The organism is Streptomyces sp. Inha503 (assembly GCF_047215865.1).
GTDB classification, from domain to species: Bacteria; Actinomycetota; Actinomycetes; order Streptomycetales; family Streptomycetaceae; genus Streptomyces; species Streptomyces lycopersici.
Genome location: NZ_CP178360.1, coordinates 1,007,413 through 1,027,895 on the forward strand (window position 1 = coordinate 1,007,413; position 20,483 = coordinate 1,027,895).

General features: G+C 72.7%; 20 protein-coding genes. 12 read left to right on the plus strand and 8 right to left on the minus strand.

Annotation, left to right across the window (positions count from 1 at the left end; genetic code table 11):
• Positions 1-39 precede the first annotated feature (39 nt).
• The gene (locus ACJX2R_RS04595) at positions 40-687 is read right to left on the minus strand and encodes a class I SAM-dependent methyltransferase (RefSeq protein ID WP_413098888.1); all 648 of its coding nucleotides are present in this window, start codon (positions 685-687) and stop codon (positions 40-42) included.
• Positions 688-775: 88 nt separating this feature from the next.
• On the opposite strand from ACJX2R_RS04595, the gene ACJX2R_RS04600 reads away from it, so the two are divergent.
• Positions 776-1,372: a helix-turn-helix domain-containing protein gene (locus ACJX2R_RS04600; protein WP_262698255.1), complete on the plus strand. Its 597-nt coding sequence runs from the start codon at positions 776-778 to the stop codon at positions 1,370-1,372.
• A gap of 25 nt (positions 1,373-1,397) precedes the next feature.
• On the opposite strand, the gene ACJX2R_RS04605 is transcribed toward ACJX2R_RS04600, so the two are convergent.
• Together ACJX2R_RS04605 and ACJX2R_RS04610 are read right to left on the minus strand one after the other, a co-directional pair.
• A complete protein-coding gene (locus ACJX2R_RS04605; protein ID WP_413098889.1) occupies positions 1,398-1,634 on the minus strand; it encodes a hypothetical protein in 237 nt (78 codons plus the stop codon).
• 146 nt (positions 1,635-1,780) lie between these two features.
• Positions 1,781-2,287 carry a cupin domain-containing protein gene (locus ACJX2R_RS04610; RefSeq protein ID WP_413098890.1) on the minus strand — a complete coding sequence of 169 codons (507 nt, stop codon included), beginning with the start codon at positions 2,285-2,287 and terminating at the stop codon, positions 1,781-1,783.
• Positions 2,288-2,383: 96 nt separating this feature from the next.
• Between ACJX2R_RS04610 and ACJX2R_RS04615 the strand changes: the two genes are divergently transcribed.
• From ACJX2R_RS04615 to ACJX2R_RS04655, 9 genes are all read left to right on the plus strand, one after another.
• Positions 2,384-2,794, plus strand: a complete 411-nt coding sequence (locus ACJX2R_RS04615; RefSeq protein ID WP_413098891.1) for an RrF2 family transcriptional regulator — start codon at positions 2,384-2,386, stop codon at positions 2,792-2,794.
• Complete coding sequence (locus ACJX2R_RS04620) at positions 2,791-3,744, plus strand: DsbA family protein (protein WP_413098892.1); 954 nt, start codon at positions 2,791-2,793, stop codon at positions 3,742-3,744. The genes ACJX2R_RS04615 and ACJX2R_RS04620 overlap by 4 nt, the downstream gene beginning before the upstream one ends.
• Before the next feature lie 355 nt (positions 3,745-4,099).
• On the plus strand, positions 4,100-5,689 hold the full coding sequence (locus ACJX2R_RS04625; RefSeq protein WP_413098893.1) for an ABC transporter substrate-binding protein: 1,590 nt from the start codon (positions 4,100-4,102) through the stop codon (positions 5,687-5,689).
• Positions 5,686-6,705, plus strand: coding sequence for an ABC transporter permease (locus ACJX2R_RS04630; protein ID WP_413098894.1), 1,020 nt, complete (start codon positions 5,686-5,688; stop codon positions 6,703-6,705). Before ACJX2R_RS04625 ends, ACJX2R_RS04630 begins: the two co-directional genes overlap by 4 nt.
• Positions 6,702-7,622 (plus strand): ABC transporter permease, encoded by a 921-nt coding sequence (locus ACJX2R_RS04635; RefSeq protein WP_413098895.1) that lies wholly within the window; start codon positions 6,702-6,704, stop codon positions 7,620-7,622. Before ACJX2R_RS04630 ends, ACJX2R_RS04635 begins: the two co-directional genes overlap by 4 nt.
• A complete protein-coding gene (locus tag ACJX2R_RS04640; protein ID WP_413098896.1) occupies positions 7,603-8,469 on the plus strand; it encodes an ABC transporter ATP-binding protein in 867 nt (288 codons plus the stop codon). Before ACJX2R_RS04635 ends, ACJX2R_RS04640 begins: the two co-directional genes overlap by 20 nt.
• Positions 8,402-8,653: an oligopeptide/dipeptide ABC transporter ATP-binding protein gene (locus ACJX2R_RS04645; protein WP_413098897.1), complete on the plus strand. Its 252-nt coding sequence runs from the start codon at positions 8,402-8,404 to the stop codon at positions 8,651-8,653. The genes ACJX2R_RS04640 and ACJX2R_RS04645 overlap by 68 nt, the downstream gene beginning before the upstream one ends.
• A complete protein-coding gene (locus ACJX2R_RS04650) occupies positions 8,650-9,675 on the plus strand; it encodes an ABC transporter ATP-binding protein (protein ID WP_413098898.1) in 1,026 nt (341 codons plus the stop codon). The genes ACJX2R_RS04645 and ACJX2R_RS04650 overlap by 4 nt, the downstream gene beginning before the upstream one ends.
• A 110-nt stretch (positions 9,676-9,785) precedes the next feature.
• On the plus strand, positions 9,786-11,021 hold the full coding sequence (locus ACJX2R_RS04655) for a S1 family peptidase (protein WP_413098899.1): 1,236 nt from the start codon (positions 9,786-9,788) through the stop codon (positions 11,019-11,021).
• 105 nt (positions 11,022-11,126) lie between these two features.
• Here the strand turns inward: ACJX2R_RS04655 and ACJX2R_RS04660 are convergent, their stop codons facing one another.
• From ACJX2R_RS04660 to ACJX2R_RS04675, 4 genes are read right to left on the minus strand one after another with little or no spacing between them, the layout of a single operon-like run.
• A complete protein-coding gene (locus ACJX2R_RS04660) occupies positions 11,127-13,265 on the minus strand; it encodes a xanthine dehydrogenase family protein molybdopterin-binding subunit (protein WP_413098900.1) in 2,139 nt (712 codons plus the stop codon).
• Positions 13,262-14,260: an FAD binding domain-containing protein gene (locus tag ACJX2R_RS04665; protein WP_413098901.1), complete on the minus strand. Its 999-nt coding sequence runs from the start codon at positions 14,258-14,260 to the stop codon at positions 13,262-13,264. The genes ACJX2R_RS04660 and ACJX2R_RS04665 overlap by 4 nt, the downstream gene beginning before the upstream one ends.
• Entirely contained in the window at positions 14,257-14,883 is a 627-nt protein-coding gene (locus ACJX2R_RS04670; RefSeq protein WP_262698242.1) for a 2Fe-2S iron-sulfur cluster-binding protein, read from the minus strand. Before ACJX2R_RS04670 ends, ACJX2R_RS04665 begins: the two co-directional genes overlap by 4 nt.
• Positions 14,884-14,885: 2 nt before the next feature.
• A complete protein-coding gene (locus tag ACJX2R_RS04675; RefSeq protein ID WP_413098902.1) occupies positions 14,886-15,974 on the minus strand; it encodes an NAD(+)/NADH kinase in 1,089 nt (362 codons plus the stop codon).
• 197 nt (positions 15,975-16,171) lie between these two features.
• Between ACJX2R_RS04675 and ACJX2R_RS04680 the strand changes: the two genes are divergently transcribed.
• Entirely contained in the window at positions 16,172-17,509 is a 1,338-nt protein-coding gene (locus ACJX2R_RS04680) for a radical SAM protein (RefSeq protein ID WP_413098903.1), read from the plus strand.
• A gap of 69 nt (positions 17,510-17,578) precedes the next feature.
• Here ACJX2R_RS04680 and ACJX2R_RS04685 read toward each other — a convergent pair whose 3' ends face one another.
• Positions 17,579-19,549, minus strand: coding sequence for an amino acid transporter (locus ACJX2R_RS04685; RefSeq protein ID WP_413098904.1), 1,971 nt, complete (start codon positions 19,547-19,549; stop codon positions 17,579-17,581).
• A gap of 157 nt (positions 19,550-19,706) precedes the next feature.
• Here ACJX2R_RS04685 and ACJX2R_RS04690 point away from each other — a divergent pair, with 157 nt between their 5' ends.
• Entirely contained in the window at positions 19,707-20,306 is a 600-nt protein-coding gene (locus ACJX2R_RS04690) for a hypothetical protein (protein WP_262698238.1), read from the plus strand.
• Positions 20,307-20,483 lie beyond the last annotated feature (177 nt).

The window sequence follows — 20,483 nt, forward strand, 5'->3', positions numbered from 1 at the left end:
AGGCAGGGGCGCTTCCCCGTCTGCGGCCGGGAAGCCCCGTCAGCGGCGGCGGACCTTCACGGTGTTGTCGATGCGGGTGGCCGGCTTTCCTTCGGGGTCGGTCGTCTTCTCCTCGTGGGCCTCGCTGACGAGGACGTCCCACTCCCCGTCCGCGAGGTCGAGCCCGGCGAGCACCTCCTCGGGGGTGGGGAAGTGGATGTCCCGATCGGGGTCCGTCACCCAGGACGGGAATCCGGCGTGTCCGGTGATCAGCAGCACTCCGCCCGGTGCGACGGCGTCCGCGGCGCTGCGCAGGATCCGCTCCCGGGGCAGCTCCAGCCAGGAGTGCAGGAAGTAGGTGGCGACCAGGTCGAAGGTGCCGGCCGGGAAGGACACGGACAGGTCGTGCGGCTGCCATTCGATGCGGTCGCCGACACCTTCCGACGCCGCGTGTCCGGCGCCGCGGTCCAGGGCCACCCGGGAGACGTCGACGGCGGTGACCCGCCAGCCCTGCCGGGCGAGCCAGATGGCGTCGGCGCCCTCGCCGCAGCCCAGATCCAGTGCGTGGCCGGGGGTCAGCCCGGTGACCTCGCGCACCAGGGCGGCGTTGGGCCTGCCGCTCCAGACGCGGTCCTCGGCGCTGTAGAAGGTGTCCCAGAACTCCCCGTGCGTGGTGTCGGGCGAGATGTCGTGCGGCTTGGTGGTCATGTCGGATGCGCTCCCTTCGTTGAGTCAGGAGAGTGCGTCCGGCCGTGGCCACTTGACAAACTTCTTTGCCGGGGTGGCAAATGAAGGTATGGCTGACGAAGACCTCAGCGAGGTGCTGACCGCCGTAGGACCCCGGCTGCGGGCGCTGCGGCGCACCCGTGGCACCACCCTCTCCCAGCTCAGCGAGACGACGGGCATCTCGCTGAGCACCCTGTCGCGGCTGGAGTCGGGGCAGCGCAAGCCGACCCTGGAGCTGCTGCTGCCGCTGGCCAAGGCGTACGGGGTGCAGCTGGACGAGCTGGTGGGAGCGCCGGCCACCGGGGACCCCCGCGTCCATCCACGGCCGTTCTCCCGGCACGGCCAGACGTTCATCCCGCTGACCCGCTATCTGGGCGGGCTGCACGCGTACAAGCAGATCATGCCGCCCCGGTCGCAGGGCGGGAGAGATGAACCGCTGGAGCAGCGGGTGCACGAGGGCTATGAATGGCTCTATGTGCTCTCCGGGCGGCTGCGGCTGGCGCTGGGTGAGCACGATCTGGTGCTCACGGCCGGTGAGGCCGCCGAATTCGACACCCGCACCCCCCATGGCTTCGCCAACGCCGGGGACCAGCCGGTGGAGTTCCTCTCCCTGTTCGGGGCGCAGGGCGAGCGCATCCATGTCCGCGCCCGCCCCGCCGGTAGCTGACCCGCCCCCGTCGCACCCGGGGCGTTCACCCCGAGGGCTCGTCCGGGACGGGCTGCTCGGGGTGCACACTCCCGGTCTGCGGCCTGCCCTCCCGTCCGGTGCCGGACTCGTCGGTCTCGGGGAGGTCGTCCACATCGTCCGGCTCGTGGCCGGCGCCCGCCACGTCCAGGTGGTCGGGCCCGTCCTGTGCCTGCTGGTCGGGGAGGTCCCTGGGGATCCCGCCCCGCTCCTCGTGCTCCTCCGGTCGCCGGTCGTCGCTCACGATGCCGCTCCTTTCGTCGATGGAGGGGGCACAGCAGAGGCGAATACCCACGAGCGCCGGGCGGATGCACGGCCGACCGGTCCGATGCGGCCGACCGGTCCGATGAGGGCGACCGGTCCGATGCGGGCGACCGTGCGCGCGGCCGGTTACTCCCCGCGCTCCAGCACATACAGCTCCGGCAGGTTGACCACGATGGCCTCCTGGGTGCTGCGGGCGATGACCACCACCGCCTCGTCGTCGGGGTCCGGGTTCTCCTCCCGGTGCGGCACATAGGGCGGTACGAAGATGTAGTCGCCCGGCCGGGTGCGCAGCCTGACCTCCTCGACATGTCCGTCCCGCTCCTCGGCGAAGACGAACTCGGGGTGGCCCCGCACCACGAAGATGGCCGTCTCGGACTCGCCGTGGTGGTGGTTGGCGGAGGCGGTGTCCGGCGCCACATGGGTCTGGCCCATCCAGAGCCGCTCGGACCCCACCGACTGGCCGCTGATCGCGGCGAACCGCCGCATGCCCTCGGTCTGGGCGGTGCCGGGGTCGACGTCCTCGGTGCGGACGTGGTGCAGACGCGACCGCAACGGACCGTCGGGGGCGGTGGCGTTCAGATGCGGATGGAACGCGTCGTGCTGCTGCGCGGGGTCGCCGCCGGGCGTCGTCATGCCACCGACCGTAGAAAGCACCGGTAATGGATGTCAACAGATGTCCTTTCGCTCACCAGGCACAACACCGTGAAATCCACGCTGCATAATGGCCGTATGCAGATCTCGGCGAAGGCGGACTACGCGGTCAGGGCGCTGGCGGAGCTGGCCGCGGACCCCGGCAGGCCGCTCACGTGTGAGGCGATAGCGACCTCCCAGGACATCCCCTTCCGGTTCCTCAAGGCGGTCTTCCGCGATCTGCGCCAGGCCGGTCTGGTGCGCAGTCAGCGCGGCTGCGAGGGTGGCTACTGGCTCGCCCGCGACCCCGGCGAAACCACCCTCGCGGACATCGTGCTCGCGGTGGACGGGGCGTTCCTGACGCTGCGCGGCGAGCGGCTGGACGACCTCGGCTACCGCGGTCCGGCGGCCGGGCTTCCCGGGGTGTGGCGCGGGATGGAGGCGCATGTGCGCCAGGTGCTGACCTCCACCGCCCTGAGCGATCTGGTCCGCGAACGGCTGGCCGCATGACGTCCGTACGCTCTGACCGCCTCCAACGCTCCGGGGCGGACGGCGACGGGGCCGTGGAGATCGTGGAGTACACCGATCCGGCCTGCCCGTGGGCGTGGGGCTCCGAGCCCGCGTTCCGCCTGCTGCGGGCGCTCACCGCGGGGCGGGCCCGCTGGCGCCGGGTGTTCGGCATCCTCTTCGACGAGGACGACGATCCGGCACCGGATCCGGCCGTGGAGACCGCCTGGTACGGCCGCTACATCGCCGATATCGCGCGCCATACCGGGGCGCCCTACGCCCACGAGCTGCGCTGGGTGGCGGCCACCAGCCGGCCCGCCTCGCTCGCCGCGAAGGCGGCCGAGCGGCAGGGCGCGACGGCCGCGGAGCGGGTGCTGCGGCGGCTGCGCGAGACCACGTTCGTGCTGGGCACTCCGGCCGATACGGCGGAGCGGGTGCGGTCCGCCCTGACCGGCCTGGACGGTGTCGACGTGCGGCGGCTCGGAGCGGAGCTGGGCGACCCGGAGGTGGTGGCGGCCGTCCGGCGGGACCACGCCGAGGCCCTCGACCCCATCCCGGAGGCGCATGCCTTCCACGCCCCGGGGCCGCATGGCACGGGGGTGAGGGAAACCGACGACGGGGTGCGCTACGCGCTGCCCACGCTGGTGTTCTCCGGCCCCGGCGGGCGCGTGGCCGCGCCGGGGTGGCGGAGCATGCCCGAATACCTGGCGGCGCTGCGCACGGTGGCTCCCCAGCAGCTCTGGGAGGCGACGCCGATCGGCCCCGGGGAGGCCCTGGCGAAGTACCGCAGCCTGACCGGGCCCGATCTGTCCCTGCTGACGGGCGGAACCACTCCCCCGCCCGCGGCCGTACGGGTCGACACGGCGGGCGGGCCACTGTGGCTGCACCCGGGCGAGGCGGCCACCCATCCGGCGCTCATCGCCGCCGCGGAGTCGAAAATCCCCAGGTCGTAGCCGTCTTGGCGAATGAGACACCGAAAGGTGTCCATTGACTTCGCCGGCCCTCCCCCCTCACCATGGGCACATGCTGACGACGCACCCCGGTGTGGTGTGCCGATACGTGGACTTCCGGCGCACCGCCAGCGCCATCTGTCGCTGATCGCCCCTTTCCCGTTCCGCGATCCGCCGCGTCCCGAGCGCTTTGTGTCGCTCGTCCCCCTCGTTCTCCTCATTTCCTCCCCGGGCCCACCGCTTCCGGCCTTCCCGGCCACTGCCCGTCCGTGTTCCCTCGCTGACGGGTGCGGCCGTGTGCGGCCGTAAACCCGCGCCGTCCGGGGGCAGTTGACACCACGAAAGGCGACGTCCAGCCATGACTCCCGCCGCCCCGCCGCCTCCCGTCCACCGTCCGCCCGATCCGCCACCGGGCCCCGCACCGGCCCCCGCACCGGACCGGCGCTCCATGCTCGGACTGGCCCTGGGGGCGGGTGGCTCCCTACTGCTGGCCGCCTGCGGCGGGATGGCGACCACCGGCGCGGGCGGCGGGGACGAGACCCTGCGCTGGGGCTGGGACCTGCCCTCCACCTGGGACCCGGTGTTCTCCTCCAAGGGCTGGGACGTCCATCTGCTGTCGCTCGTCTACTCCGGGCTGACCCAACTCGATGCCAAGGGCGGCGCCAGACCCGCGCTCGCCTCCTCCTGGCGCTACTCCCACGACGGCCGGCGGCTCACCTTCACCCTCCGCCGGGGACTGCGGTTCTCCGACGGCACACCGGTGAACGCCGAGGCCGTCAGGAAGAGCCTCGAACGCGGCAAGAACCACCCCAAGTCCCTGATCGCCTCCCAGCTGACCACCATCGACACGGTACGGGCCACCGATCCGCACACCGTGGTCCTCGAACTCACCGAGGCCGACTACCAGTTGCCCGCTCTGCTGGCCGGGAAGACCGGCATGGTGGTCAGCCCCAGCGCGTTCGGGAAGGACGAGGCGCGGCTGGCCACCAGGCCGGTCGGCCACGGCCCGTTCCGGCTGGTGTCGTACACCCAGAACTCCATGGCGAGCCTGCGCCGCGACCCCGGCTACTGGAACGCCGAGCACATCGCCGTCGAGCGCTTCGAGGCGTTCCCCAAACCCGATGAGACCACGGCGCTCGCCGCGCTCCAGTCCGGGCGGCTCAATGTGGCCCAGATCCCGTTCAGTCAGGTCGAGGCGGCACGCGAGGCCGGGTTCACGGTGCAGCTCATTCCGTCGATGGTGGTGCGCGTCCTGGATGTGAACACCTCAATGAAGCCCTTCGACGACCCGGCCGTCCTCAAGGCCCTGAAGTACGCCGTGGACCGCCGAGCCCTGCTGGACAGCGAGCAGTTCGGCCATGGCGAGGTGGACCACCAGCCCTTCCCACCCGGCTATACGGGCTTCGACCCGTCGCTCGGCGCGGTCTACCGGCACGATCCGGAGCGGGCGCGCGCCCTGCTGAAGGAGGCCGGATATCACGGCGGTGTCGAGGTGACCATCACCACCGCGCAGCCACAGGGCGCGCCCGAACAGTTGCAGGCGCAGCTGAACCGGGTCGGGTTCCGGGCCCGGATCGAGGTCATCCCCGAGGCGCGGGCGTCGCAGGTGGTGTACGTCCAGCACTCGCGCGCCCTGTACATCGACCAGTTCGCCGGGCGGGAGTCACCGGTACAGGCGATGCAGGTGCTCTTCGGCGCCGAGGGGCTGATGAACCCCTCCCGCCGTACCACGCCCGAACTGGACGCGGCCGTGGCCGCCGTGCGCCGCACCCCTCTGGAGTCGCCGCGCTATCCGGAGGTGCTGCGGGCGGCCACCGCGGTGGCGGTGCGCACGATGCCCAACGTGTTCCTCTACACGGTGCCGCGCGCCCTCGCCCGTACGTCCTCCGTCTCCGCCATCCCCTCGCTCCCGGTGGTACAGCGGTTCGAGGGGGTGACGGCCGGATGACCGCGCTCGCCGCGCACCTCGCGCGTACGCGAGGTAAGGCCGTACGCCCGGCCCGTCTCCCGCGCTCGCTCGGCCGGGTACTCGCCACGGCGGGCACGGTGTTCCTGCTGTCGTCCGCGCTGACCTTCGGTCTCGGCGCGCTCTCCGGGGCCAATCCGGCGGCGGCCGTGCTCGGCGAGACGGCGACGCCCGCCGACATCGCCCGGATGAATCATCAGTTCGGCCTCGACCGGCCGCTCTGGGAGCAGTACGTGTCCTGGCTGGGGCATGCCTCCACCGGTGACCTGGGCCGCTCGTGGTTCACCACGGTCCCGGTGGCCGACAGCATCCGGCAGGCCATTCCGGTGGATCTGTCCATCGCCGGGCTCGCGCTGCTGATGGCCGTGGTGCTGGGCGGGGCCGCCGGTGTCGCCGCCGCGCTCAGGGCGGGCGGACGGCTGGACCGCGCCGTGACCACGCTGTGCGCGCTGCTCGGCACCCTGCCCGCTTTCGTCGTGGCCATCGCGCTGGTCACGGTGTTCTCGCTGAAGCTGGGGTGGCTGCCGTCCGGTGGCTATGTGCCGCTGGACATGGACCCCGCGCAGTGGCTGCGGTACACGGTGATGCCCGCGTTCGCGCTGAGCCTGGAGGCAGCGGCCGCCATCGCCCGTCAGCTCCGTACCTCGCTGGTGGGGACGTTGCGGGAGAACTATGTGACGGGCGCGGTGATGCGCGGACTGCCCGCCCGGCGGGTGGTGTTCGGCCACGCCCTGCGCAACGCCGCGGGACCGGCGCTGACGGCGCTCGGGATGAGCGTGCCGATGCTGCTCGGCGGTGCGGTGGTCACCCAGCAGATCTTCGCGCTGCCCGGGCTCGCCCAGCTCACCCTCCAGTCGGCGGAGCAGCACGACATCCCGGTGATCCAAGGGACGCTGCTGGTGACCATCGCGGTGGTGCTGGTGGTCAATGTGGCCGTCAACGCGGCGTTGCTCGCGCTGAGTCCGGCCTCCCGGCGCCGGGAGGTGACGCGCCGATGAGGACGTTGCGACGGGCGTGGCGGCCGGCCTCCGCCAAGGTGGCGCTGCTGGTGCTGCTGGCCATCGCGCTGCTGGCGGTGTTCGGCGGCTGGCTCGCGCCCCATGACCCGCTGGCCCAGAATCCCCGGAACATGCTGCGCGGGCCCGGCCCCGGCCATCTTCTGGGCACCGACTACCTGGGCCGCGATGTACTCAGCCGGCTGCTGGAGGGCAGTGGCCGCTCGGTGGCGGGCGCCGTGGAGGCGGTGGCCGCCGCGATGGCGGTCGGGGTGCCGACCGGGCTGGCCTCGCTGTGGATGGGACGGGTGGGCGAGTGGCTCGCGCAGCGCGCCGTCGACGCGCTGATGACGCTGCCGTTCACCGTGTTCGCCATCGCGGTGGTGGGCGCGCTGGGCAACGGGATGCACCAGGCCATGCTGGCGCTCGGGGTGCTCTACGCCCCGCTGTTCTTCCGGATGACCCGCGCCGCCGGCTTGAGCCTCCGGCACGCCCAGTACGTGGAGTCGGCCGAGCTGTTCGGCGCCTCGGTGGGGCGGGTGCTGCGCACCCACATCTGGAGCAAGGTCCTGCCGACGGTCATCGTCACGGCCGCCCACGCGCTCGCCACCTGTCTGCTGGTGGTCTCCTCGCTGACCTTCCTCGGAGTCGGTGTGCAGCCGCCCGCCGCCACCTGGGGCGGCATGCTCGCCACCGATCTGGGCTTCCTCACCCAGCAGATCTGGGCGCCGGTGTTCCCGGCCGCGCTGATCGTCCTCACCGCCGGTGCGCTCAATCTGCTGGCCGACGCCGTACGGGACGCCGGGGCGGACGAGTTGCTGCCCGGCGGCGCTCCGGACCCGGCCACCGGCTCCCCCGCCGCCACCGCCGAATCCCCCGACACCACCAAGGAGCGGGCCGATGCCGCACTCCCCATCTGACCCGGCCACGCCCGGCACCGACCCGTCAGCCGCGCTGTCGGTCGAAGGGCTCGGCGTCACCGTCTCGTCCGGGCGGCTGACGGCCGTACGCGATGTGTCGTTCACCGTGGGCCGCGGTGAGGCCGTCGGCCTGGTCGGCGAGTCCGGCAGCGGCAAGACCCTCATCTGCCGGTCGGTGCTCGGGCTGCTGCCTCCGGGCTGTGCGGTGTCCGAGGGCGAGATCACGCTGGCCGGTGAGGCGCTGACCGGGCTGTCCCGCCGGGGGTGGGACCGCGTACGGGGCACCCGGGTGGGCGCCGTCTTCCAGGACCCCGCCTCGTATCTCAACCCCTCGCTGACCGTGGGGCGTCAGCTGACCGAGGTGCTGCGGGTGAAGCTCGGTCTTGACCGGGCGCGGGCCGATGCGCGGGCCGTCGAGCTGTTCGCCGCGGTCGGGCTGCACGACCCCGCCGAGGTGGCCCGGCGCCATCCGCACGAGCTGTCCGGCGGAATGCTCCAGCGTGTGCTGATCGCCGTGGCGGTGGCCTGCGCACCGGATCTGCTGGTGGCCGACGAGGCCACCACCGCGCTGGATGTGGTGGTCCAGGCCGAGGTCCTGGAGCTGCTGGCCCGGATGCGCGCCGAGCACGATCTGGCGCTGCTGCTGGTCAGCCACGACCTGGCGGTGATCGCCGAGGTGTGCGACCGCGTTCTGGTGGCCTACGCCGGGGAGTTGGTCGAGGACGGCCCGGGCCGAGCGGGTCCTGAACGATCCCTTGCATCCGTACACCGAGGCGCTGTTGCGCGTGGCCACGGTCGGCGACTGGGAGCGGCGCGAGCTGGAGATGATACCCGGCGCGCCGCCTGAGGTGGGCGCGCGGCTGCCGGGCTGCCGGTTCGCCGACCGCTGCGCTTTCGCCGCACCCGAATGCCTGAGCGGTCCGGTGCCGCTGCGGGAGACCGCCGACGGGCGGCGGGTGCGGTGTGTCCGCGGCGAGGAGCTCGATCTGTCGCGGACCGGTGGGCGCTCCACCCGGGAGGTGGCGGTATGAGCGGGCTGCTGGAGCTCTCCGGGCTGACCGTGGCCTTCGGCCGGCGGGGTGCGCGGCCGGTGCTCGATGGCGTGGAACTGTCCGTGGGCGAGGGGGAGATCGTCGGGGTCATCGGGGAGACCGGATCGGGCAAGACCACTCTGGCCCGAACGGCCGTGGGGCTCGTCCCTCCGCGCTCGGGGCGGGTGGTCTTCGACGGGCGTGAGATCTCCGGGCTGCGGGGGCGCGCGCTGCGCGCGTTCCGCCGTTCGGGGCGGCTGAGTTACGCGTTCCAGGATCCGCTGCGGGCGCTGGACCCGGGGCTGACGGTCCGGCGGGCCGTGGCCGAACCGCTCGCCGTGGCGGGGGACCTCGGCGACACGGACACCGCCGCCCGCGTGGCCGAGGCGCTGGAGACGGTGGGCCTGGACGCGGCGCGGCTCGGCGATCGGCTGCCGGGCGCGATCTCGGGTGGTCAGCGCCAGCGGGTGCTGCTCGCACGGGCGATCGTCACCCGGCCCCGGCTGCTGATCGCCGATGAGCCGGTGAGCGCCCTGGACGCCTCCAACCGCAACCGGGTGCTGCGGCTGCTGGACCGGCTGCGCACCGAGCGCGGCATGGCCGTCGTGGTCATCTCGCACGACCTCAGCTCACTGGCGGGCATCGCCGACCGGGTGGCGGTGCTCTACCGCGGCCGGGTGGTGGAACAGGGCCCCGTACGGGAGGTGTTCGGCCGGCCCCTGCATCCGTACACCGGGCTGCTCATCGCCTCCGCGCCGAGCGTACGCGCCGAGGGCGGGCCGGGCGCGGCGGCGCTGCGCCCGTCGGCCGAACCGCCCGTCTGGTCGGCGCGGGAGGGCTGTGTCTTCGCCCACCGTTGCCCGTTCGTCACCGACGTCTGCCGCACCGCGCCCGTACCCGCCCCGGTGGGCCGGGGGCGCACGGCCGCCTGCCACCGGGCGCCGGAGTGGCGCGAGCTGATCGCCGCCCCGGCCACCGCGCAGGGGCCGCCGGGAACCGGGCTGCTGGAGACGGCCCCGTAAAGATCTCCTAAATCACTCTGAACACAACTCGTGCGCCGCCCGTATCCACTGCCGGGTTGTGCTCGTCGCGGATGAGCGGATCCCGTAACCCCCCAACAGGAGGTCATGAGTTGAGCCATAAACGGGTACCCAAGCGAAAGATCGTGTTCGCGGGGGCCGGGGCCGCCGCCGTGGCGGCAGCCGCGATCATCCTGCCCAACGCCAACGCCTCACAGGACGACAAGACCGAGGCGGCGCAGCCCAAGAAGGTGGACGCCGCGTCGGCGGCGGACATCGCCGCGGAGCTCGCGTCGCAGCTGGGCGAGGCGTTCGGCGGGGCCTACTACGACAAGGACAAGCAGCAGGTCATCGTCAATGTCGTCGGCGACAACAACAATGTGAACGTCCAGGTCAAGAGTGCCGGGGCGGTGGCCAGAAAGGTCGACAACAGCACCAAGGCGCTACAGACCGCCGCGAAGACCCTCAAGACCAAGGCGACCATCCCGGGCACCTCCTGGTCGGTGGACCCCAAGACCAATGAGCTGCGGGTCACCGCGGACTCCACGGTCACCGGGGCGAAGTGGGACACCCTCGAGTCCACCGTGAAGTCGCTGGGCGACGGCATGGCCACCCTGAAGAAGTCCACGGGCGAGTTCAAGCCGTTCGTCGCGGGCGGCGACGCCATCTTCGGCGGCGGCGCGCGCTGCTCGCTCGGCTTCAACGTCACGACGGACAGCGGCGCCCCGGCGTTCCTCACCGCCGGTCACTGCGGCGTCGCCGCCGAGCAGTGGTCGGACTCGCAGAACGGCGCGGCGATCGGCACCGTGCAGGACGCCACCTTCCCCGGTGACGGGGACTTCGCGCTGGTCACCTACGACGACGCCAACACCGAGGCCCCCAGCACCGTGAACACCGGCGACCAGACCGTGGACATCACCGCGGCGGGCGAGGCCACGGTGGGCCAGCAGGTGCAGCGCATGGGCAGCACCACCGGGCTCAACGACGGCTCGGTCACCGGTCTCGACGCGACGGTCAACTACCCCGAGGGCACGGTCAGCGGGCTCATCCAGACCGATGTCTGCGCGGAGCCCGGCGACAGCGGCGGCCCGCTGTTCAGCGCGGACGGCCAGGCCATCGGCCTGACCTCCGGCGGCAGCGGTGACTGCACGGCCGGTGGTGAGACCTTCTTCCAGCCGGTGACGACCGCGCTGGAGGCGGTCGGTGCGAAGATCGGCGACGGCGGTGCGGCCGGAGGCGGCGGCGCGGCCGACGACGGTGGCGCGGCGGGCGGCGCCGCTGACGACTCCGGGGCCGCCGGTGACGGCGCGGGCGCGGACGACGCCGGTGGGGCAGCCGACAACGGCTGATCCCACGCGACCGGGTGTCCCGTGCCGTCACCGCGGGACACCCCGGGAGCCGTGACGGGCCGGGAGCCGTGACGGGCCGGGAGCCGCGACGGGCCGGGCGGCCGCTCAGCGGGCGGACGGCCCGGCGGAGAACCCGGCGGCCAGGCCCGCGGAGAGCCCCGCACGCACCCGCTCCACCGTGATCGGCAGATCGCGGACCCGCACCCCCGTGGCGTGGTACACCGCGTTGGCGATCGCCGCCGCCGTGCCGACGATGCCCAGCTCCCCGATGCCCTTGCTGCCCATCGGGTTGAGCTCGTCGTCGTTCTCCTCCAGCCAGTGCGCCTGGACATCGCGCACATCCGCGTTGGCCGCGATGTGATACGTGGCGAGGTCGTGGTTGGCGAAGTCGCCGAACCGCGGGTCCGTCTCCAGGTTTTCGTGCAGCGCCATCGACAGCCCCATGCACATGCCGCCGCGCAGCTGCGAGCCCGCCGTCCGGGGGTTGATGACACGTCCGGCGGCGAACATCCCCAGCAGCCGGTCCACCCGCACCTGGCCGGTGACGGCGTCCACCCGCACCTCCGCGAACTGGGCGCCGTAGGCGTGCCGAGAGAACGCCCGGCGCGCCTCGACGTCCTCGGTGGTGTCCGCGCGCTCCTCCAGCCCGCCGGGCGGGATCGCGCCGGAGACCTCGTCGAGCCGCTTGGTCAGCGCCCGGCACGCCTTGGACACCGCCCACCCCCAGGAGCTGAGGCCCATCGAGCCGCCCGCCCACGGTGCCTGGCCGTAGGCGCTGCGGCCGATGTCGAGGGTGACCCGGTCGATCCCCACACCGAGCTCGTCCGCCGCCACCTGGGTCAGCGCGGTGCGGGCTCCGGTGCCGATGTCGGCCGCGGCGATCCGTACGGTGAAGCCTCCGCCGGGCTCGGCGCTAGCCGTCGCGGTGGAGGGCCAGGTGAGGGCTGGGTAGTTGCCCGCCGCCACTCCGGTGCCGAGCAGCCAGCGCCCCTCCCGGCGGCCCCCCGGCGCGGGGTCGCGGCCCGCCCAGCCGAAGCGCGCCGCGCCCTCCCGCAGACAGGCCACCAGATTGCGGCTGCTGAAGGGCTGTCCGGTCCCGGGGTCCACGGACGGCTCGTTGGCCACCCGCAGATCGATGGGGTCCATGCCCAGCGCCACGGCCAGCTCGTCCATCGCGCTCTCCAGCGCGAACATCCCGGGCGCCTCGCCGGGGGCCCGCATCCACGAGGGCGTCGGCACATCCAGCTGCGCCAGGCGATGGGTGGTCCGGCGGTGGCGCGCGGCGTACATGACGCGGGTACAGGTGACCGTCTGTTCGCAGTACGGGGTCAGCGTGGAGCTCTGCTGGAGCGCGTCGTGCCAGATGGCGGTGAGCCTGCCGTCCCGTTCGGCGCCGAGCCGGATGCGCTGGAGGGTGGGCGTGCGGTACGAGACCATGGTGAACATCTGCTGCCGGGTGGCCGCCACCTTGACCGGGCGGCCCACGGCGCGGGCGGCCAGCGCGGCGAGCACGGTGGGCGGCCGGGGAATCGCCTTGGAGCCGAAGCCGCCGCCGGTGTGGTCGGCCACGATCCGGACGGCGCCCTCGGGCAGGCCGAACAGCTCGGCCACCCTGGCGGCCGTCATCCAGGGGCCCTGGTCCCCGTTGTAGAGGGTGAGCGTGTCCCCGTCCCAGACGGCGATGGTGGCGTGCGGTTCCATCGTGGCCGTGTGCTCGGGGGGTGTGGTGTACGTGGCGTCGAGGACGACCGGCGCCGCGGCGAGGGCGGCGTCCACATCGCCGGTCTCCGTGTGCCCCGGGTAGCCGCCGTTGACCGTCTCGGGGACGAAGACGCGCGGATCGCCGTCCATCAGCTCGGCGTCGTGGTCGTCCACGTCGTACTCGACCCGTACGGCGGCCGCCGCCTGACGGGCCGTCTCGAAGGTGTCCGCCACCACGGCCGCCACGATCTGCCCGCGGTAGGCCACCTCCGGGGACTGAAGAACGGCGAGTTCGGGGGTGTCGGTCGGGCGCAGCCGGGCCACGTTACGGCTGTCGAGCACGGCGACCACGCCCGGCAGGGACAGCGCCGCGGCGGTGTCGACGGCGCGCACCCTGCCGCGCGGGATGGTGGACTGCACCGCCCACGCGTACAGGGCGTCCGGCACCGGGTACTCGTACGCGTAGAGCGCGGCACCGGTGACCTTCTCGCGCCCTTCGACGCGGGTCACCTCCGCGCCCACGGTCCGCTGGAGCGTGGTCATCGCCGCTGCCCTCCCGCCAGGTCGCGCACGGCCGCGGTGATGACGTCCACGGCGAGGTCGATCTTGAACGCGTTCTGCGGCAGCGGGCGCGCCGGGGCGAACTCGGCGCGGGCCGCCTCCCGCAGCAGCTCCTCGGTCGGCTGCCGCCCGGTCAGCAGCCGCTCGGCCTCGCGGGCCCGCCAGGGGCGGGCGCCCACTCCGCCGAGCCCCAGCCGGATCTCCCGCAGTGTGCCGTCGTCCTCGGTGGCCACGACGGCGGCCACCGACACCAGCGCGAACGCGTAGGACCAGCGGTCGCGGACCTTGCGGTAGGACATGGCGGCGCCCCCGGGGGGCGGTGGCAGCTCCACACCGGTGATCAGGTCGCCGGGCTGGAGCACCGTCTCGCGGTGCGGGGTGTCACCGGGCAGCAGATAGAAGTCGTTGAGCGGCACCGTGCGGGGGCTGCCGTTCACCCGCCGCAGATGGACGACCGCGTCGAGCGCGGCCATCGCCACCGCCATGTCCGAGGGGTGGCCCGCCACACAGAAGTCGGACGTACCGAGCACGGCCAGGTCGCGGTGGAGGCCCTGGACGGCCGAACAGCCGGTCTCCGGCCGCCGCTTGTTGCAGGGTTTGGTCACGTCCTGGAAGTACACGCAGCGGGTGCGCTGGAGCAGATTGCCGCCGGTGGTGGCCACGGTCCTCAGCTGCCCTGAGGCCCCCGAAAGCAGCGCTTCGGCCAGCGCCGGGAACCGCTCGCGGATGCCCTGGTCCCCGGCGAGGCGGCTGCCCGGGACCAGCGCGCCGATGAGCACACCGCCGTCCGGGCGGTGCTCGACGGTGTCGTACGGGAGCCCGGTGATGTCGACGAGCAGGGCGGGCTCGGTCACCCCGAGCTTCATCAGGTCCACCAGATTGGTGCCCCCGGCCAGGTACACCGCCTCGGTGGAGTCGGCCACGAGCGTTGCGGCGGCCTGGGGATCGGTGGCGCGCTCGTAGCCGAAGGGCTTCATCGCGCCCCTCCCGCCGCACCGGCCCGGACGGGCGCCCCGCCGCCGTCGGCCCCGGCGACCTCGCGGATGGCGGCCACGATGCCGGGGTACGCCCCGCAGCGGCACAGGTTGCCGCTCATCCGCTCGCGGATCTCGTCGGCGTCCAGCTCATCCGGTGCGCGGACCCCGGCCGCCATGTCCTCCGTCACATGGCTGGGCCAGCCGCGCGCGGCCTCGGTGAGCGCGCCGATGGCGGAACAGATCTGGCCGGGTGTGCAGTAGCCGCACTGGAAGCCGTCGTGGTCCAGGAACGCCCGCTGCAACGGGTGGAGTTCCCCGGGGGCGGCGAGCCCGGCCACGCCCTCGATGGTGGTGATGTCCCGGCCCTGCGCGGCCACGGCGAACACCAGGCAGCTGTTGACGCGCTCCCCGTCGATCAGGACGGTGCAGGCCCCGCACTGTCCGTGGTCGCACCCCTTCTTGACCCCGGTCAGCGCCAGGTGTTCGCGGAGGGCGTCCAGCAGGGTCACCCGGTGGTCGAGGGTGAGGGGGCGGTCGGCACCGTTGACACGCAGCGCGAAGTCGCTGTGAAACGCGTGAGCTGTCACACCCCTCAGCCTGGCATCGGGGGGTGCGCCCCGCATCTTCAGCGTGGGCCGTCCGGCCCCGGCTCCGGTGGGTCGTCGGGCACCGGGGGCAGCCGCAGATGTGCCAGGTCCGGCGGGATCGGGGAGCTGGGGCGGTAGAACGGCGGGGCCACGTCGGCGGCGGGCGAGTCGGCCAGCCGGAAGCGGTCCCGCAGCCGGTGGTAGAACTGGGTCGGCGCGAGCCGTACCAGCCGCAGCCGGACCGGTGCCCGGTAGGCCGCCACCCAGTCGCCCGGGTCCAGCACTCCGCGCAGCTGCCCGTCGAGGCTGACCGCCACCCGGCCCGAGGTCGGCAGCACCCGTACGGCGACGGGTTCGTCCACCGCGGCCACCACCGTGCGGTCGAAGGCGATGTGCGGGGCGACCGGGGTGAAGACCACCGCGTCCAGGTACGGGGAGACCACCGGCCCGCCGGCGGCGAAGCTGTAGGCGGTGGAACCGGTCGGGGTGGCCACGATGATCGCGTCGGCCGAGTACGAGGCGAGCAGTTGCGCGGACACATACACGCCGAGACCGGCCTGGCGATCGCGGGCGAGCTTTTCGAAGACCACGTCGTTGACGGCGTTGACGTCCAGCGGAATACCCCAGCCCGCCTCCTCGGGGCCGCCGCGGCCGGGGCGGACCTTGGGCGGGGGCGGTACGGGGCCCCGCCCGTAGCGCAGCAGCGCCTCCATGCCCTCGGGCATCTCCAGCGGCCGGGACGCCCGCAGGGTGAGCAGCATGCACTCCTCGATCGTGGCCCGGCCCTCGTGGACGGCGTTCAGCGCGTCCTCCACCTGGTCGACGCCGATCTCGGTGAGGAAGCCGACCCGCCCCACGTTCACCCCCAGCGCCGCGGCCCCGTTCCTGGCGGCGAGCCGGGCACCGCGCAGAAAGGTACCGTCGCCGCCGAAGGTGACGATCAGATCGGGGTGGCCGGCCGCCTCCGACTCCTCCTGGGCGCTGCGCCGGGGCTGGTCACCGCGCCAGACGTCCAGCTCGAAGCAGGAGATGCCATGGGCAGCGGCCCATGCGCGGGCGGTGCGGGCCGCCGCGACGGCGGTGGGGCGGGCCTGGTGGACGACCATGCCGAGCCGGTTGACAGCCATGGCCCTTCCACCGTAGGCGGACCGGCCCCGAACCGCCCTTCGGACGGACTGGGGGCGGACGCGGGAGCGACACACGGTGGGCCCGGGGCGGGCGGCCTGGAGCCGAACATCGGCCCTGATCTATGGTGTTCAGCGGCACAGAGACCCGCGGGGGAAGCACACCGCATCCGTACGGAGCCAGGGGGATGGTGCAGCAGATGGCGAGTGAGAGACGAACCGCGCTGATCGAGGGGCTGATGGGGCGTTTCCCCCAGGTGCCCCGGGAAGCGGTGCTCAAGGAGGATCTGCTGCGCGGCGGCATGGCCTTCGACGAGTCCGCGCTCAGCGGCAACGAGGACGGCGACGTCAAGCCGAAGTCGTACTTCATCTTCTCGTTCGACCACCGCACCCTGCCGGAGCTGGGGGCCGCGGCCCTCAACCGGCCGCCCGAGGAGATCGTGCTCACCGGCGGGCCGTACGAGCTCCGCCGCACCGTGGTGTCCGTCCGCGTCAACCCCGCGTCGCCGTATGTGGTCCGGGCCGGGGAGGACGGTGCGCTGGGGCTGTATCTGGACGGTGCGCGCATCGCCGATGTGGGGCTGCCGCCGATGCCGGACTACTACCGCCACACGCTGTCGAACGGCAAGTCGGTGATGGAGGTCGCGCCGACCATCCAGTGGGGCTATCTGGTCTATCTGACGGTCTTCCGGGTGTGCCAGTACTTCGGCGCCAAGGAGGAGTGCCAGTACTGCGACATCAACCACAACTGGCGTCAGCACAAGGCGGCGGGCCGCCCGTACACCGGGGTGAAGCCGGTCGAGGAGGTGCTGGAGGCGCTGGAGATCATCGACCGCCATGACACCGCCCGCACCTCGCAGGCGTACACCCTCACCGGCGGCGCGATCACCTCGCATGTGGGCGGCCGTGACGAGGCCGACTTCTACGGCCAGTACGCGAAGGCCATCGAGGAGCGCTTCCCCGGCCGGTGGATCGGCAAGGTGGTGGCGCAGGCGCTGCCCAAGGAAGACGTCCAGCGGTTCCACGACTACGGGGTGCGGATCTACCACCCCAACTTCGAGGTGTGGGACCGGCGGCTGTTCGAGCTGTACTGCCCGGGCAAGGAGCGCTACATCGGCCGGGACGAATGGCACCGCCGGATCCTGGACTCGGCCGAGGTGTTCGGCGCCCGGAATGTGATCCCCAACTTCGTGGCGGGCGTGGAGATGGCCCAGCCGCTCGGCTTCGCGTCCGTGGCCGAGGCGATCGACTCCACCGCCGAGGGGCTGCGGTTCTTCATGTCGCACGGGGTCGTACCCCGGTTCACCACCTGGTGTCCCGAGCCGACGACACCGCTGGGCAAGGAGAATCCGCAGGGCGCCCCGCTGGAGTACCACATCCGGCTGCTGGAGACCTACCGGGCGACGCTCGAGGACTTCGGGCTGTCCTCGCCGCCCGGATACGGCCCGCCGGGGCCGGGGCGGGCGGTGTTCTCGGTGAGCTCGTTCATGGACAGCCTGCCCGCCGTGGACCCGGACCCGGAGCCGGTGGCGCCCTGACAGCCCGACGGTGTCCTGACACCGGCGGCGGCCTGACGTGGCCGCCGCCCCCGGCTCGGCGGGATCCGTTCAGCCGACGTGGACGTGGGGGCGGCGGCCGCGGTCGGGCTCGGCCTCGCGGAGCACCTCACGGGTGACGGGGGCGACCTCTCCCTGGCCGAAGAGGAAGAAGCGCAGGAAGTGGGCCAGCGGATGGCCCTCCGTCCACTCGAAGTAGATGTGCGGGCGCTGCCCGGTCAGATCCCGCACCCGCAGCAGCAGCGCCGCCAGCGCGTTGGGGATGGTGGCGCTCTGAAGGGTCAGCACGCGGTAGCGGCCGTGCACCACCTCGCCGCACACCCGCAGCTCACTCTCGAACTCGGACGGATCGGCCACCGTGACCTCGACGAAGATGATGTCGTCCTCGGGCGGGATGTCGTTGTCCCCTCGGATCTGGTGCTGTTTCTCGCGGTACTCGGCCAGGTCGCGGCTCTCCGGTTTGTTGGCGATGAAGCGGATCCTGCGGTGGGCGGTGTCGCGGAGGAATCGCTCGGCCAGGGCGTCGAACGTCACGCTGGTGACCCGTAGCTCGAACGCCCTGGCCACCCGGGACAGCAGCGATACGGCCATGATGCCCGCGATGAAGCAGGCGCCGATCTTGACGCCGTCGGGCCGCTCGATGACGTTGACCGCGGTGGTGTACAGGAAGATCAGCGAGATGACACCGAAGCCGATGGTCCAGCCGCGCTGCCGGGCGCGCCGGGCGGCGATGGTGACGGCGATGGCGGCCGAGGTGATGAGCACGAGCACCCCGGTGGCGTAGGCACCGCCCTGGGCGTCCACATCCGCTTTGAACAGCCAGGTCACCAGGAACGCGACGGCGATGAACACCAGCACCATGGGACGGACCGCGCGCGCCCAGTGGGGCGCCATGCCGTAGCGCGGCAGATAGCGGGGCATCAGATTGAGCAGTCCGGCCATGGCCGAGGCACCGGCGAACCAGAGGATGGCGATGGTGGAGGCGTCGTAGACGCTGCCGAACGCGGAGCCCAGGTACTCATGGGCGAGGTAGGCCAGGGCGCGCCCATTGGCCTCGCCGCCCGGTTCGAACGCCCGCTGCGGGATCAGCAGGGTGGTGATGAAGCTGGAGGTGATGAGGAAGACGCTCATGATCACCGCGGCGGTGGTCAGCAGCTTCCGGGCGCCCCGGACCCGTCCGGCGGGGCGCTCCTCGGTGTCACCCGGCTTGCCCTCGATATGCGGCATGACGGCCACGCCCGTCTCGAACCCGGACAGGCCGAGGGCCAGCTTCGGGAAGATCACCAGCGCCACGCCGACCATCACCAGCGGACTGCCGCGCTCGGCGACCAGCGCCTTGGACCAGTCGGGGATCACATGGGGCGCGGTGCACACATGCCACAGCCCGACCGCCACCACGACGGCGTTGAGCAGCAGATAGGCGGCGACCAGCGCCACCGCGATCCCGATGGCCTCGGTGAACCCCTTGAGGAACACCGCGCCGAGCATTCCCACCAGGATCAGGGTGACGGCCACCTCATGGCCGCGCAGGGCCGCGGTGAAATGCGGGTTCTCCACCAGGTGGGCGGTGGCGTCGGCGGCGGAGAGGGTGATGGTGATGAGGAAGTCGGTGGCCGCGAAGCCCAGCAGGGTGAGGACGAACAGCTTGCCCTTCCAGAAGGTCAGCAGCCGCTCCAGCATCGCGATCGAGCCCTGGCCGTGCGGGCTCTCCTCGGCCACTCTGCGGTACACCGGCAGCGCGCCCACCAGGGTCACCACCACCAGCACCACGGTGGCCAGCGGGGAGAGCAGCCCGGCCGCCAGGGCGGCGATCCCGGGCTGGTAGCCGAGGGTGGAGAAGTAGTCCAGACCGGTCAGGCACATCACCCGCCACCACGGCCGGCCCCGGTGTGCGCCCTCCGGCTCGGCGTGCGGGCCGGGCTGGCGCTTGGCGATGTCGGTCAGGCCCTCCAGCAGCCATGCGCGCAGCCGGTGCCGTGCCCCGCCGTCGGGGGCGGCGCCGCCAGGGGTGGAGGAGACCACGGGGTGCTCCCGTCGTGCTCGATGGGGGTCCCGGCCATCGGTGAGACCCTTCGGTCAGGGTATGTGGCGTGGTCGGCCACCACCCGGCCGGTGCCGCCGGCCGAAGGACATCGCTTTCTCAGTGAGTTCTCATCTTCGGTCCGTACGGTTGCGGCACATGGACACCACCAAGACCGACCAACCGACCGACACCGCAGCGCAGCCCGCAGAAGCCGAGGAAGCCACGGCGGAGGGTGTCCCGGACGCTGTTTCGGACCAGCGGGAAACCCCGGACGCGGAGGAGACCCCGGACCCGCTGGAAGCATCAGACCCCGCCGATGACATCGCGGCGCCTCCCCCGGCCACCACACCGGGCATCGTCCCCGGCGCCGCCTCGGTCGTCGCCGCGGGCCTCGGGCTCGCCTCGCTCTCCGGCACCTGGCTCGGCACCATGCTCCAGGAGCGCAAGCAGCTGACCGGCCAGATCAAGGCCCAGTCCGGGTCGGCCGCCGATCAGATATCCGCGGTGTACGGCACTCCGTGGCACACCACGGCCCTCGTCAACGGGCTGTTCGCGCTGGCCGCCGTGGTGATCGCCGCCGTGGTGCTGCTGCGGCAGCGGCGGCCCGTCACGGCCGGGGCCCCCTGGGTGACCGCGGTGGCCTGGGGCGCGGTGGCGCTGGGCGTGATCGGTCTGCTGATCGCCGCCGCCATGGGGCTCGACGTCTTCAGCGATCTGCCGAAGGTGCCCGCGTCCCCGAACGCCCCGGCCGGCTGACCCCATCCGAGCGCGCCCCGTGGACCGGATGGATCCGGCGGGGCGCGCTCCCTCGGGCGGGTGTGTCACGATTGAGGTCCCGACATCGGGACACACGCGAAGGGGACAGGCCGTCCGGCCGCCCCGGCGGAGAGGGCCATGAGGACGGCATGGACTTCGCGCCTACGGAGTTTCCCG